Raw genomic sequence first — 14,707 nt, 5'->3', positions numbered from 1 at the left:
GTGGGGGACCGTGGACAAAATTGATCTCTCTGAGGTTTGCCAGCAATATCGGGCGCGCGTAATCCGAATTACGCCCCTTGATGATTGCTATTTACTGGAGACAAACCGGGGCCCCAAAGAACTCCACGTTTGGCCGCGTGTAGATGTGATGCGCTGGTCGTTTGCCTGGCGCGAACGACTGGCTCGTCAGGGGTTTCGAGAAGTGGAGCGGTTTATTCGGACGAGAGACACCAAGCCATTTTTGATTTTGGGTAAACGCGGTGTTACCATGACCGACCACCACCGACAAATCGAAGAATATCAGTCTGGCCAGGATATTGCGAGGCAATGCGGGCGCGTGATTGCGATGATGCATCAGTCTCAGCAGGAAAGTCCTTTACTGTCCGGAAGTGACTTGCTCAAGCAGGAAAAGCAGCAAGTCGAAGAAAAAGGAAGTCGCGCCAAAGCGCTGGTCGAATCGTTTCGTGCTAAATACGGGCGGGATTCTAAGGAAAATCGCTGGGTATCGGAACTCATGACCCCGATGCTACAAAGAATGGACCGTTCTGCTGCGATGCTTGCTCATGAGCGAATTACGGCGGAGGCGGTCGCTGTATCACATCGGGACCTTTTGCATGACAACTGGGGAATGGTAAACGGGAAGCTGTACTTAAGAGGCTTCTTCCGGCCAGTGATATCTGTCCAGCAACGCGACGTTGCCACCTTTTTGCGCGATCACTTTTTAACCCACAAGGATCTTAAGCAGATTGACGCTTTTTTTGACGGCTATGAAGAAATCAAGTCACTCACCTATGGAAACTATTCGTTGATCCTCGCCTTTATGGCGCGTCCTCGTGAAGTGTACAGGAGTATCGAGTCCTACGTGAAGCGAGTATCGTCGGATCAAGAAGTATCGATCACTGGTATTGAGCAGGCCTTGCAGAGCCAACAATCGGTTGACTTACTGCTTCGGCACATTGCAGAGCGGGCCGAGCGTTCGAGGAGGGAGGGAGTCTATGAGTCGGTATGATGACATTGCTCCTTTGTTCAAAGAGTATGACATGTATGCCCAGAGCATTGACGTTTTAAAGGAGCCAAATGTATTTAAGGCGACGACTCCCTACGGCTCCTTTGTCTGCAAACGATCGCAAATACCCGCGCAACGTCTTGTGTTCGTCAGCGATATGCTGCGTCAATTGCAGCACCGGGGATGGGATGGAGCCGTTCCTTTTACGTACACGAAATACGATGATCCTTTTGTCCAGCAGGGTAGCGCCGCCTATTACGTAACGCCCTGGCAGCCAGGAAACGAGGAGTGGGTCGGGGAGCCCTTGTCTTGGGCGCCTCCTGCCTTGGAGCGTTTGGCGGAGCTCCATCATTTGACACAAAACTATCGGTATGATGATCCGAGACAGGTAGAGCCGCTTGTCGACTCATTGCTGAATCGTTGGCAATATTGGCAAGACCAGATTAATAAGGCAGCAGTCCTTGCGCAGGAACGCAAATATCCGTCTCCTTTTGATCTGGTGTTTTTGGCGAACAAGGAGTTTATTGAGGAAATGGCTCAAATAGCGACAGACTTATTGATCGATTGGCGAGAGCGGCATGAGACGCACGCGCATTTTCGCTTATCCTTGATCCATGGTAACCCGAATCCTGAGCATGTTGTGCCAGATCGATCGGGTAAAGGAAGGCTCCTTAATTTTGATCGTGCGAGCTTCGATACACCCGTGCGCGATTTGACGCTATTTTATCGTACTTATTTTCAAATGGCGGGGGATGAGGCTGGGGCTTCTCAGCTATTCCATCGCTATGCTGAGATATTTCCTCTGCGGCCGGAAGAAATTGAACTGATGGCTGCGTTTCTGTCCTACCCGGAGAGGATCATGAGGGACTTGGATATTTATTATCATCATCCCCGCGAGTGGACCGAGTTCTACGCTGTCCAACGTTTTGAAAAAGATATGGACCGCCTGATGCGTCTGCATCGTTGGGTCCAGCAAGCCTTTTAATGAGCAACGTCTCACCGCGTGGGGCGTTGTTTTTCTTTTTTATAACCATTCGAGGGAGATGGCAACATAGAGCATGGCTAGCAAACCGAGAAGGATGACATCAAAAGAGGTAGGAAACACAATCGTTCGGATAAACTGAAAAACTAACAAAGGAAAGAGCACCTGTTTGAATCCGTATTTGATCCGTAAATACGTGGGGTTATACTTCCAACGAAAATTCATCACAATCACCTCATTCCAGCATATGCGCAGCAACTTTGGACAGTGTCTACAACCTTGAGCAAACGCCTAAAACATTTTCATTCAAGGTAGATAGTGGTTTGAATCGTGCCTGAAAAGGGAAGGTGTAGGGCAGGAAGGCTAGGACGAAACGAATAAAGGTGATCACAATGTTTTTGAAAATTGCCATAACCCTTTTCGCAATTCCCGAAAGAAAGAATTATGCTAAAGTGTGTATGGGAGTGGCTCGGGGATGAATCATCAATTGGTCAAACTTATGGAATTGAAACAGAATTACGAGTATCTGGTAATGACCAGCAATGAGCAGAGCAACCGCCAAGTCAATTACGAGAGTCTTATGCCATTTATAGAAGAGTTGGTCGATACGTGGTTCGTGAAAATGGACAAGCCTTGCTTCCTATCGATCACGTTTGAATCAGATCAAGGTGCTGTTTATTTTCGGATCGAGCGTGGCAGCAAAGAGAGCGTAATAGTGAAGCGCGAAATAGAGGAGCGCATTGTTGTCTCGGAACAGCTTGACACAGCTCAAACACCGCGCTATGTCCGCTTGTTCGCCCAGAGTAACGTCAATGACCGTGAATTAAAGGAACTGGAGAAATCTTTTTATGGGCTGCTCCTCGTGAACATTCGGGCGTTGATCCTCAGGTGTCAACAGGACCAGTCATCAGGGCAGCGAGAAATCGAGATGGAGATGAAGCTGGCTAGACGCATGCAGTCGATGCTCATTCCCACAGAAGAATTGAAGTTAACCAGTTTGCGAACAAGAACGGTTTACGTACCAGTCGATTATGTAGGCGGAGATTACATCGATTATAGACAAATCAATGATCGCTACACCTGTTTCATGATTGCGGATGTATCCGGGCACGGTTTTTTGGCGAGTATCTGGGCAACGGGGATTAGGATTGCCGTACGTCAGGTTTTGCAGACCAGCTATTCGCCGGATGAGATTTTGGAAAGACTCAATCAGTTGCTTTATGCAGATTTGATGAAAACCCGTTCATACATTACGATGCTGGTTGCAGTCTATGACGAGGTGGAACATAAAATTCGATATGGGAGGGCAGGGCATCCACAGCCTTTTTATTTGTCCAAGTCGAATCAAACCGTTTTAGCTAGCAAGGGTGGCGTCGGCCTAGGGCTTTTGCCCGATAGCACGTATCAAATGGAGGAGGTACCCTTAGAAGAAGAGGGCATGCTATTGCTCTACACAGATGGTTTGCTGGATACAGGGAGAAAAGAAGTGTTTCGAGGTAGCAGGCATTGGCTAGAAGAACTGTCCTCCTTATTGAATATGCCTGGTGATAGTAAGCAGGAGTCGATGAATCGAGTTGAGGCCTACTTAATGGAGATAACACAGCAGGGACAACAAACGGATGATATTTCTGTGTTGATTCTTCAATTTGAGCCTGAAAAGAGTATAGCTCTCGTGTAGTTGCGCCAGTGAATAGGAGGATGAACTGTGATTTTGTGTGAGCGTTGTCCGGACAATCCCACTTGCGATAATTGCCTTGTCGCGCTACGTTCTGGCGGTGCAGCGAGCAAAGTAGTTCCGCCCCGCACTGTAAAGGTGACGAACTTGGCAACAATGGAATCGTTCCAAGCGAAGCTGGTAGCAGTGAGCCGGACGACCATTGGGTTAAGCAGTTCTGACCATGATTTGCACGGACGCATAGAAATAGAGCTCGCCTATGATTTCCGAATTATCGGTAGCGGATTACGTGGTATAGCAGGTGATCCTTACTACATTATCGATATCGAAAAAGTTTTGCGACGGGAAGATGTTCTGGAGCGATTGCTCCTGGAAGAATTTCACACGTGGCACATGAGTGGCGAATTGGACCCTGCAGACGTCTTGTTACATTGGAAGGATCGAGACGACGAGCGGGGGCGATTAATAAAACAAGAGATTCAGAAGCTATCGATTTTGCGTCAGATCGAGACGATTTTCCTCTATCTTTACGATGAAGGGAAAGTGCGTCCGCTGGGGGATGTTCGCGCAAATTCGGAAGTAGAGCGAGAAATGCAACGACTGGTCGAAGAGGCGGCTGGATCGGGGGGACCTGTGAGGGAGCAGATTGTCACTGCTGATGGCACAAAGGTGTTTGAATTATACACATCTGTACTGCCAGATCGGACCTGTGGAATCGCCTTGATTGATGTCACCGCCGTCATTGCAGAAGAACGAAAACGCAAAAGACGGGAATGGGAGATCTATAGAGATATTCTGGGTGTGGTCACAGAAGGTAAGCTATTGTTGCTTAGTGATGAAGAATTATTTTTCTTGCTACGGGAAGGGCATAAGCTCTTGGCCATCGATATCCGTTTACCGGAGCAGCTTGCAGAACTGCGCAGATTGTTTAAGCAAGCTTTGGAACCACAAGGCATTTCTGATAAACGATTGTTGCAGTTTCTCGTTGCTGTCAACGAAGCTGCTTCCAATACGTTGAAGCACGGAAATGGCGGGGTGGTTACGTTATACCTATCGAATGATAAGCAGATGTGCCGGGCTGTGATCCATGATGAAGGACAAGGAATTTTACTCGAGGATATCCCGCGAGCTACCCTACAGCAAGGATTTTCTACGCGCCACTCGCTTGGGGCTGGTTTTCACGTGATCCTGCAATACTGTGATCGTGTTTATTTGAGCAGCTCGCTGGCAGGTACGAAGCTTATTTTAGAGTGCATTCTTTCTCGGTAAGCCACGATTTCCAAAACGCCAAATGTTTGCAAGTGAATGAAAATGGGTAATATAGTAAAAGGACGAGCAGACTGGGTGTACCGATACCTATTGAGAGGAGTTTGAGCATGGACTACCGCGCAACAGAGGCGAACGGACAGGCTACTTTGTTTTTCGTCGGAGAGTTGGACATGGCTGTAGGAGATCGAGTAGGTGAATTGCTCCAGCAGTATGGAGGGCGAAATCAATCCGTTACCGTCGATTTTCAAGGTGTCTCCTTTGTAGATTCTTCCGGTATTGGAAGCCTGTTTTTTACTACGAAGGAACTGTTGGCCATGGGGAAACAGGTAGAAATCGTCAATGTCCGAGAAGAGATTCTCGATATTTTGGGCGTGCTCGGTTTTACCGAAGCACTGGGTATTGCGGTTGGAAAAGTGGGCGAAACCCGGGTTTGACGCCAAACAGCGTGATTGTATATAATAGTGAAAGCTAATAATAAGACAACTACATAGGATATGAACGATGAGTGGGAAGAGTAAGTCAGGACGCCTTGGCAGAGAGGAGAATCAGTTGCTGCGAGATTCTCTAGGGTAACGAATGGCTGAAGGTCGCCCAGGAGTTTTTTCGGTGAAAGCATGTGCCTAGCCGAAACCGGTTCGCAACCGTTATCTTGTCAGAGTGAACACACCATAAGCATGGCGTTTATCGTGTGTTAACAAAGGTGGTACCGCGAAAATAATCCTTTCGTCCTTTGCGATGAAGGGTTTTTTTATTTTTTGCAAAGCAAGTTATGCGAATAGGAGGAGTCGTATATGTCTACACAGCCAACAACCGACATCGACCAATTGCTGCCGAAGAACTATGATCCAAAGGCAGCAGAGAACAAATGGTATCCGTATTGGATCGAAAAACAATTTTTCAAAGCAGAACGTGACCCGAATAAACGTCCGTTTACGATTGTCATTCCACCGCCGAACGTAACTGGTAAATTGCACTTGGGCCATGCGCTGGATACGACTTTGCAAGATATCATTACGCGTACCAAGCGTATGCAAGGCTACAGCACCTTGTTCTTACCGGGTATGGACCACGCTGGAATCGCAACTCAAGCTCGCGTGGAAGCAACTTTGCGTGAAGAAGGCATCTCTCGTCATGATCTGGGCCGCGAAAAATTCGTGGAAAAGATATGGGAGTGGAAGCACATTTACGCTTCGCATATTCGTGAGCAGTGGGAAACGCTCGGTCTTGCCCTAGATTACTCCCGCGAGCGTTTTACGATGGATGAAGGCTTGTCCCAAGCTGTACGCGAGGTATTTGTTCGCTTGTACGAAAAAGGCTTGATCTATCGCGGCAACCGCATCATTAACTGGGACCCTGCTGCCCGCACGGCTCTGTCCGATATTGAAGTAATCTACAAGGAAGTAAAAGGTGCGCTGCATCACATGCGTTACCCATTGGCAGATGGCACTGGTTATATCGAGGTAGCTACAACCCGTCCTGAAACGATGCTCGGTGATACGGCTGTAGCGGTACATCCGGAAGATGAGCGTTACAAGGACATGATCGGCAAAACCGTGATTTTGCCAATCGTAGGACGCGAAATTCCAATCGTAGCAGATGACTATGTTGATCCTGAGTTTGGTTCTGGCGCTGTAAAAATTACGCCAGCACACGATCCGAATGACTTTGAATTGGGTCTTCGTCATCAGTTGCCACAAATCGTTGTCATGGATGAGACGGGCACGATGAACGAACTGGCAGGTATCTACAAGGGCTTGGATCGCTTTGCATGCCGCAAGCAAATCATCAAAGATTTGACCGAGCAAGGCGTTATGTTCAAGGTCGAGGAGCATATTCATCAGGTTGGACATAGTGAGCGTAGCGATGCCGTAGTAGAACCATACCTTTCTACCCAATGGTTCGTAAAAATGCAGCCTTTGGCTGATGAAGCTCTGGCGAATGCAAACAGCCCAGAGAGCGTGAAATTCGTCCCAGAGCGCTTCAAGACAAATTACCTGCGTTGGATTGAAAACATCCGTGACTGGTGCATCTCTCGTCAGCTATGGTGGGGTCACAGAATTCCTGCATGGTATTGCGGAGATTGTAATGAAACGATTGTATCTCGTACAGATGTGACGGAGTGCCCAAGCTGCCACAGTCACAAGCTGGAGCAGGACAACGACGTTCTTGATACATGGTTCTCCTCTGGTCTATGGCCGTTCTCTACACTGGGCTGGCCAGAAGAATCCGAGGATATGAAGTACTTCTATCCAACGAATGTCCTGGTAACAGGCTACGATATCATCTTCTTCTGGGTTGCTCGCATGATGTTTTCAGGTCTTGAATTTACTGGGAAAAGTCCATTTGAATCCGTCTTGATCCACGGCATTATTCGCGACTCTGAGGGCCGCAAAATGTCCAAATCACTTGGCAACGGTGTCGATCCGATGGAAGTAATTGAGAAGTACGGAGCGGATGCGCTGCGATACACATTGGCGACGGGGAACTCCCCAGGGAACGACCAACGCTTCTATTGGGAAAAGGTGGAGGCAAACCGCAACTTCGCGAACAAGATTTGGAATGCGTCTCGTTTTGCCTTGATGAACCTGGCTGACTTCAAATACGAAGAAATCGATTTGAGCGGTGAGCTGTCTACACCAGACAAATGGATTCTCTCCCGCCTACAAGCGACAATCGCAGATGTAACCCGTCTGTCTGACGCTTTTGAATTCGGTGAAGCGGGCCGTGTGCTTTACAACTTCATTTGGGATGACCTGTGTGACTGGTATATCGAGATGGCGAAGCTGCCATTATACGGCACTGATGAAGCGGCGAAGAAAACAACCCAATCCGTTCTGGTGACCGTTCTGGATCAAACGCTCAAGCTGTTGCATCCGTTCATGCCGTTCATCACAGAGGAAATTTGGCAGGCATTGCCGCATCAAGGCGAGAGCATCACAGTAGCACCTTGGCCAACCGTTAACGAGCAATGGATTTTTGCTGAAGCAGAAAGCGAAATGAACCAGTTGATGGATATCATCCGCAGCGTACGCAACATCCGTGCAGAAGTAAACGTACCGATGTCCAAGAAAATTGAACTCTTGATCAAGCCAAGCGATGCACTGTCGGCTGAGCGTTTGACACGCGGTGAACACTACCTCAGCCGTTTCTGCAACCCTGAGCGTCTGGAGATCAGTCTGGATCTGGCGACACCTGATAAAGCGATGTCTGCTGTGATTACGGGAGCAGAATTGTTCCTTCCACTGGCAGGCTTGATCGATATCGAGCAAGAGCTGAACCGTCTGGAAAAAGAAGTGGCGACACTCAACGGCGAAGTGGAGCGTATTGAGAAAAAGCTCAACAATGCCGGATTTATGGCCAAGGCACCTGAAAAAGTAGTCGCAGAGGAAAAAGCGAAGATGGCAGACTACATGGATAAGCGGGATAAAGTGATTGCACGACTTGCCGAATTGAAGGGCGAATGATCCGCCATACCATCGCATATTTTTGAGAATGGAGCATTGTGGTATGCATGCAGAAGAAGGGTTTGTAGAATACACGCAAGCGCTCGACTGGCTGCATGGATTGCTCAGGTTCGGTCAACGGCCGGGGCTAGAGAGAATGCAGTGGGTTTTGGAGCAAGTAGGACATCCTGAGCGGAGAATCCCATTTATTCATGTGGCTGGCACCAATGGAAAAGGTTCAACCTGCGCATTCCTGACGCAAATGCTGATGGAAGCCGGATATAGTGTAGGTACATTTACCTCTCCTTATTTGGTTGATTTCCGTGAACGCATCCGTTACAACGGCAGCATGATCCCGGAAGAAGATCTATTGCAGTTGGTGAATGAAGTCAAGGTATGGGTGCAACGATGCGAACAAGAAACCGAGTTCGGTTCTCCTACCGAATTTGAAGTGATTACGCTGATCGCCATTCTTTATTTTTCAAGAGTGGCGAGACCAGCGGTAGTCGTATGGGAAACAGGACTAGGCGGGCGATTGGATTCGACAAACGTTGTCCTTCCGCTTGTTTCGGTCATCACGAATATCGGCATGGACCATACACAAGTGTTGGGAGAAAGCTTGGAAGACATTGCCCGGGAAAAAGCGGGGATTATCAAGCCGGGTGTTCCTGTAGTCACAGGTGAGGTCAGGCCGGAACTTCTCGCGGTTTTTGAGGAGCGCGCCAGACAAACGAAGAGTACGCTATACCATATAGGTGAGCATTTTCAGGCAGAGCAGGTAGAGGAGCAACTGGGTGAACAACAGCTTCGTTATAAAAGCATTCACCGTCGAGCGGAAGCCTCCTACCGTCTTACCATGAATGGAATTCACCAAACAACCAATGCAGCCGTTGCTTTAATGACCATTGATGTCCTGCGAAATTACTTCTCTTTCTTGCTGGAGGAAGAAGAAATATCTCGCGGTTTGCAACAAACGCGTTGGCCTGGTCGTCTAGAAGTCATCTCTCCAAGACCAATGCTTATCTTGGATGGGGCACACAATCAGGAAGGAATGGAGGCGCTTGTAAGCAGTCTGGATCGGTTGTTACCGGACGGAGCACGGTTGCATTTGCTCTTTTCTGGATTGGCAGATAAGCCGCTTGCCAAAATGGCAGAGTCGCTCGCACCATTAAAGTCAAAAATCACAAAGCTGCATGTGACAACCTTTGATTTCCCGCGTGCAGCCGAAGCCAATAGCTTACAAGAGTCGTTTATAGCCGGTGGCTGGGAGCAGGAGTTTCTCGATGCGGTCCCAGACTGGCGGGCGTTTCTCCTTTCTTGGATGCGGGAGAAGCAATCAGCGAAGGCGGATGACTGGTTGGTCGTCTGCGGATCGCTCTACTTCATCGCCCAAGTACGCACATTCTTTCCCACTATAGTAGAAGAGGCAGGTGAATAGGGTGGATCAGGCCCAACACGTCCACTTTGTGGGCATCGGCGGTTATGGCATGAGTGCCATTGCCCGCGTCTTGATCGACCTTGGATACAAGGTAACCGGCTCGGATGTCGCCATGAACGATTTGGCGAAAAAGCTGGAAGCAAGAGGGGCGGTCATTCATATTGGCCATAATGCTGCCCACGTGGAGGGAGCAGACAGCATCGTATACTCCACCAGTATTTCCAAAGACAATCCTGAGGTGATCGCAGGTCAAACATTAGGAATCCCGGTCATGCACCGTTCCCAAATGCTTGCTCTCATATTGAACGAACGCACAGGAGTAGCAGTAGCCGGAGCACACGGCAAGACGACCACGACATCGATGATCTCTCATGTGCTGGAAGAGTGCGGTGTAGACCCGACTTTCATCATCGGCGGTGAATTGATGAGTGCTGGAACCAACGCAAAGGCAGGTACCAGTGAGTATGTCATTGCCGAGGCAGACGAGAGCGACGGTTCCTTTTTGGAATACAGACCGATGTATGAAATTGTGACGAGCATCGAACCAGATCACTTGGAGCATTTCGATGGCGACTTCAACAATTTGAAACAGGCGTACGTCCAGTTCTTGAGTCATCTCAAACCAGATGGAAAAGCGATCTTGTGCATCGATGATTCACATGTGCGAGAAGTCATGCCATCCGTTGAAAAAACGGTTGTGACGTATGCAGTCGATCCGAATTTTGTGGCACAAGCTCAGTTTTCTGCCACATCGATTGAATGTGGGGATCGTTGCAGCACGTGTCAGATTTATCACAAGGATGAGCTTTTGGGTGAATTGTGCCTCGCAGTCCCAGGCAAGCATAATATTGCAAATGCACTGGCTGCGATCATCGTTTGCCTGGATACAGGCCTTTCCTTTGAAAAAATTGCACAGGCACTGTCTACGTTTAGCGGCGCCAAGCGCAGATTTCAAATTATCGGGGATGCACAAGGCGTTCTGGTCGTAGACGACTACGCACATCACCCTACGGAAATTATCGCTACACTGAGTGGTGCCCGGGCATCAGGCCGACGCGTGATCGCTGTGTTTCAACCACAACGCTACACACGCACGTATTTCCTCATGGATGAATTCAGTCGTGCCTTTGCAGAAGCAGACGAAGTGATTATCACGGATATCTATTCTCCAGCGGGAGAAGAAAAAATCGAAGGTGTTACCTCCGAGGTGTTGGTGCAAAAAATCCGCACGAACAGTCACCCGCGAGCACAGTACATTCCGACGAAAGAACAAATGCAGGAGCATGTCTTCCAAGGATTGCAAGAGGGCGATCTAGTGTTGACAATGGGTGCAGGAGATATTTGGAAATCCGCTTACTGGCTGGCTGAAAAGCTAGAAAAATAACGGATAGCGACATATGAAGACTTGGAGCCTACGGGTTTCAAGTCTTTTTATATTAATTGAAGATAATACCTATCTCAAAAAAGCTATGCCAAAGGCTTGTGTTAATACTGCTAAGATCTTCCTAAGTTTTAGAAAGTAGCGCCGTACTCAAAAAGCTGGTGAGAAGAAAAAGCACAGGGCTCGTAGACCTTGACAACGCCCCCTCAGTCGGAACTTCCAAAAGGGGACCACGCTTGTCGAACACTTCTCCTCTGAGAAACTTCCGCCCGTAGGGTGGCTTTGGATCGACGGTCCCCTTTTGGAAGTGGAGACGGCCAGTGAATCCCCCATGCTGGCGTGTCAGAGTCGAAGAGAACTGTGCTTTTTCTTCTCCTCCACTATGTTGACTCAAACCAGAACCCCCCTTCCTAAGTTTTTAATTACGAAAAATTAGTACCAGATACTAATATCTAGTGTTATAATCAGATCATAAAAGTGGAAGGTGATGATCTGATCATGACAAATGCTAGCCCCTTCAAATCGCGGATTACCGCTATCGGAACGTATGTGCCGAGTCGCGTTCTTACCAATGAAGATATGGAAAAGCTAGTGGAGACATCGAATGAGTGGATTTTACAACGAACGGGTATTCATGAGCGCCGTATGGCAAGGGAAGATGAATTTACCAGTGATCTGGCCATCGCTGCGATCCACGATATGATCGCAAATTATGAAAAAGATGTCCGCGATGTCGATATGATTTTGGTCGCGACCAGTACGCCAGACTATCCATTTCCAAGTGTCGCAAGCCAAATCCAGGCGCATTTTCAAGTCGAGCAGGCCGGAGCAATGGACCTCTCCGCTACCTGTGCAGGATTTACGTATGCGCTCCATATGGCAAATGCGCTCATCACCTCTGGTTTGCATCGCAAAGTGTTGGTAGTAGGTGCAGAAACGTTAACAAAAGTAACCGATTATACGGATCGTACGACGTGTATCCTATTTGGGGATGGAGCGGGTGCGGTGCTGGTTGAGCAGGATTCTACAGCTCCCGGTTTTTTGTCCGCCTATTTAGGCTCAAAGGGAGACGGAGGGATTCATGTATACCGATCGGGCTTGTCAACACATATGGACGGACGAGAATTGAGCGGGAACGGATGCATGGTCCAAAACGGGAGAGAAGTGTACAAATGGGCAGTAACAACTGTTCCAAAGGGGATGCAGGAGGTAGTGAGCCGGGCGGGCAAAACGCTCGAAGATGTCGACTGGTTCATCCCGCACAGTGCCAATTTACGCATGATCGAATCCATATGCGAGAAGAGTGAGTTCCCTCTCGATCAGACATTGTACAGTCTGACACACTACGGCAATACATCAGCGGCTACCATACCATTGTCGCTCGCCTTGGGGATCAAGGAAGGTAAAGTAAAAGCAGGGGATACGATCCTGATGTATGGGTTTGGCGGTGGTCTCGTCCACGCTGGCCTTTTGTTCACTTGGAATCCGTAAAAGATGCTTGTAAATCGAGAGGCTGTCCAGATCCGTTCTGGGCAGTTTTTTTGTCCCAGGAAAGAAACGTATTCTTAAAGACAGTTTTCGACTGGGGGAAGAAGCAATGGCAAACGCTGTGATATTATTCGGGCTCTGCCTTTACCTCTCGTGGATAGATTTTCGCCATAGACGCATACCCAATCGGGCATTAGGTGCAGGGTTTGTACTGATCTCTCTTCTGGAGCTCATTCTCTCTTCGCCGATGGAATGGCTGATAGCTGGACTCTTTGCGATTCTCTGTTTATTGGTATTTGGATGGATCAGCTGGCACAGGCCGCTTGCGCTTGGTATGGGGGATGTGAAACTGCTCGCCCTAGTATGCTATGGACTTGGGGTCCGCGATTTTGTAGTCGTTCTTACGATTGCGAGCATGGCAGCTTTGCTCGTCTCTCTCGCTTTGTTGCTGATGCGAAAAGTAAGTATAGAAGGCGAAGTGCCGTTTGCGCCTTTTGTAACGTTTGGGTTAGCTGTCATTTTGTATATGAGCGATACCTATTGAAATTGCAAGAGGAACCGTAGTAGAAACAAATTCGATAGAATCACTAGATAGAAGTCATAACCCGTCCGACCGAAACGTATGCTAGTACAAAGAGCCTGTGACTAGGAGGGCAAGCGTATGAGCGGACAAAATAAAAATCGTGTGACTGTCAAAATGAACGGAAGGTTCTGGGATGAAAAGCGGGACGACATCTCAAAGGAAGCAAGTAAAAAACGCACTCCAAAGGATGACACGCCACGTATTCGCTTTCAGGCTCCTCCCTTGCCGTTTACTGACCCTTTTAAGGAGAAGGGCAACGAAGCATGGGAACGGATGATGCAGCTACGTGGAGCTGTCGCGAGAGAAACGAAGCCAAACATTGAATTCGATCAGACGGCAAACGACTCCTATGAATCCGATTATTCGTTCGACGATACCGAAGAGAAGGAATACCGGAATAGCCCGGGTAGTCGACTCGCGGCGTTATGGCCAAAGGGGTCCTTTTGGCGCACGACTTTAACAACAGGTGGGGCTATAGCAATTGGCCTCTTGTTCGGATTTCTTGTTTTGACGGTCTTCTCCCAGAAGGAGTTTTCCGAGTCTTACGGAAATGTTCTGAGTGATACGGTTCAGACGTTGACTTCGCCCGGTGCAGGCACTGAACAAGCGAACGTGAAAAATGGCGTGGCAGGTCCCACTCTGGCTGATGAAAGTCAGCAAACGCAAGGTGCGCAGGCGAATGGTAGCGCAGTAGGTCTAAAAGAGGTAGCTTTACAACTGCCAGCCATAAACATGTATGTCGCACAAGCAGGTGTATTCCAGCCGGATGCATCGCCGCAAACAGCTGTGGAGCCGTTGGAGAAAGCCGGCATTCCTCATCTGCTTTATAAGGACGCAAGCAAGCAGTACATGTTCGCCGCCGCTGCTCCGACAAGAGATGCTGTGCTTGGCTTTGCCGCCAGCCTGAAAAACAAAGGCATGGACATATACGTCAAAGAATTTTCCTTTCCCGCTTTTGAAGGGTCTGTCCCTGTCGGAAAAGCTGCCAACGCATCCGCTGACCCTAACGTCAATGCCTTTTTCACCCACGGAGTCAAACTCATCCAAACACTTTCAGCACAATCAGGGCTGATAATAACGACCGGTCAACTTTCGCCAACGGCAAAAGAAACGGCAGAATTAAAAGAAATTCATCGCCAATTTTTGGAGGAAAGCCGCCGTATTGAAGGAAAGGAAGCCTGGAAGCCATTATTAGATGGGATGGTAAATGGGGTGAATCAAGCGTTGGCAGCCAGGGACAAAATGGCAGAAGCAAGCGCAGGCAAAAAGGTGGAAAGCGCCGAATCCTATGCGTGGCAGGTACAGGCAGGTATCCTTGCCTTTTTCGAGAGCTACGCGAGCTGGATTCAAAATGCAGGTTCATCCACATAAATGCATGTTTATATGGTCTTCCGCAAGGTTTTCTTGCAGGAGGCCTTTTCTTTCTATACAGTAACTACCAA

General features: G+C 48.6%; 12 protein-coding genes and 1 other annotated feature. Of the genes, 11 read left to right on the top strand and 1 reads right to left on the bottom strand.

The genetic code is table 11. The features are described from left to right. Positions 1–10: 10 nt before the first annotated feature. On the top strand, positions 11–1,009 hold the full coding sequence (locus tag C7R93_RS13970) for a phosphotransferase (RefSeq protein WP_106839377.1): 999 nt from the start codon (positions 11–13) through the stop codon (positions 1,007–1,009). Further along, positions 996–1,991, top strand: coding sequence for a protein kinase family protein (locus C7R93_RS13965; RefSeq protein WP_106839376.1), 996 nt, complete (start codon positions 996–998; stop codon positions 1,989–1,991). Before C7R93_RS13970 ends, C7R93_RS13965 begins: the two co-directional genes overlap by 14 nt. 39 nt (positions 1,992–2,030) lie before the next feature. Here C7R93_RS13965 and C7R93_RS13960 read toward each other — a convergent pair whose 3' ends face one another. Beyond that, positions 2,031–2,213 carry a hypothetical protein gene (locus C7R93_RS13960; protein ID WP_327950762.1) on the bottom strand — a complete coding sequence of 61 codons (183 nt, stop codon included), beginning with the start codon at positions 2,211–2,213 and terminating at the stop codon, positions 2,031–2,033. 250 nt (positions 2,214–2,463) lie between these two features. On the opposite strand from C7R93_RS13960, the gene C7R93_RS13955 reads away from it, so the two are divergent. From C7R93_RS13955 to C7R93_RS13910, 9 genes are all read left to right on the top strand, one after another. Further along, positions 2,464–3,666 (top strand): PP2C family protein-serine/threonine phosphatase, encoded by a 1,203-nt coding sequence (locus C7R93_RS13955; protein ID WP_106839374.1) that lies wholly within the window; start codon positions 2,464–2,466, stop codon positions 3,664–3,666. Positions 3,667–3,693: 27 nt separating this feature from the next. Beyond that, positions 3,694–4,932, top strand: coding sequence for an ATP-binding protein (locus C7R93_RS13950; protein WP_106839373.1), 1,239 nt, complete (start codon positions 3,694–3,696; stop codon positions 4,930–4,932). Between the two features lie 107 nt (positions 4,933–5,039). Then, positions 5,040–5,366, top strand: a complete 327-nt coding sequence (locus C7R93_RS13945) for an STAS domain-containing protein (protein WP_007726674.1) — start codon at positions 5,040–5,042, stop codon at positions 5,364–5,366. 58 nt (positions 5,367–5,424) lie between these two features. Then, positions 5,425–5,666 (top strand) — a binding site (T-box leader). A gap of 57 nt (positions 5,667–5,723) precedes the next feature. Next, positions 5,724–8,396 (top strand): valine--tRNA ligase, encoded by a 2,673-nt coding sequence (locus C7R93_RS13940; RefSeq protein WP_106839372.1) that lies wholly within the window; start codon positions 5,724–5,726, stop codon positions 8,394–8,396. A 43-nt stretch (positions 8,397–8,439) separates the two neighbouring features. After that, positions 8,440–9,813, top strand: coding sequence for a bifunctional folylpolyglutamate synthase/dihydrofolate synthase (locus C7R93_RS13935; RefSeq protein ID WP_106839371.1), 1,374 nt, complete (start codon positions 8,440–8,442; stop codon positions 9,811–9,813). 1 nt (position 9,814) lies between these two features. Then, positions 9,815–11,197 carry a UDP-N-acetylmuramate--L-alanine ligase gene (murC, locus tag C7R93_RS13930; protein ID WP_106839370.1) on the top strand — a complete coding sequence of 461 codons (1,383 nt, stop codon included), beginning with the start codon at positions 9,815–9,817 and terminating at the stop codon, positions 11,195–11,197. A gap of 492 nt (positions 11,198–11,689) precedes the next feature. Beyond that, positions 11,690–12,685, top strand: coding sequence for a ketoacyl-ACP synthase III (locus tag C7R93_RS13920; RefSeq protein ID WP_106839420.1), 996 nt, complete (start codon positions 11,690–11,692; stop codon positions 12,683–12,685). Between the two features lie 106 nt (positions 12,686–12,791). Next, positions 12,792–13,226 (top strand): prepilin peptidase, encoded by a 435-nt coding sequence (locus tag C7R93_RS13915; protein WP_106839368.1) that lies wholly within the window; start codon positions 12,792–12,794, stop codon positions 13,224–13,226. A gap of 117 nt (positions 13,227–13,343) precedes the next feature. Then, positions 13,344–14,636, top strand: coding sequence for a hypothetical protein (locus tag C7R93_RS13910; RefSeq protein WP_106839367.1), 1,293 nt, complete (start codon positions 13,344–13,346; stop codon positions 14,634–14,636). Positions 14,637–14,707 lie beyond the last annotated feature (71 nt).

It is taken from the genome of Brevibacillus fortis, assembly GCF_003013395.1.
GTDB lineage: Bacteria > Bacillota > Bacilli > Brevibacillales > Brevibacillaceae > Brevibacillus > Brevibacillus fortis.
This window is presented reverse-complemented; position numbering and strand designations above follow the sequence as displayed.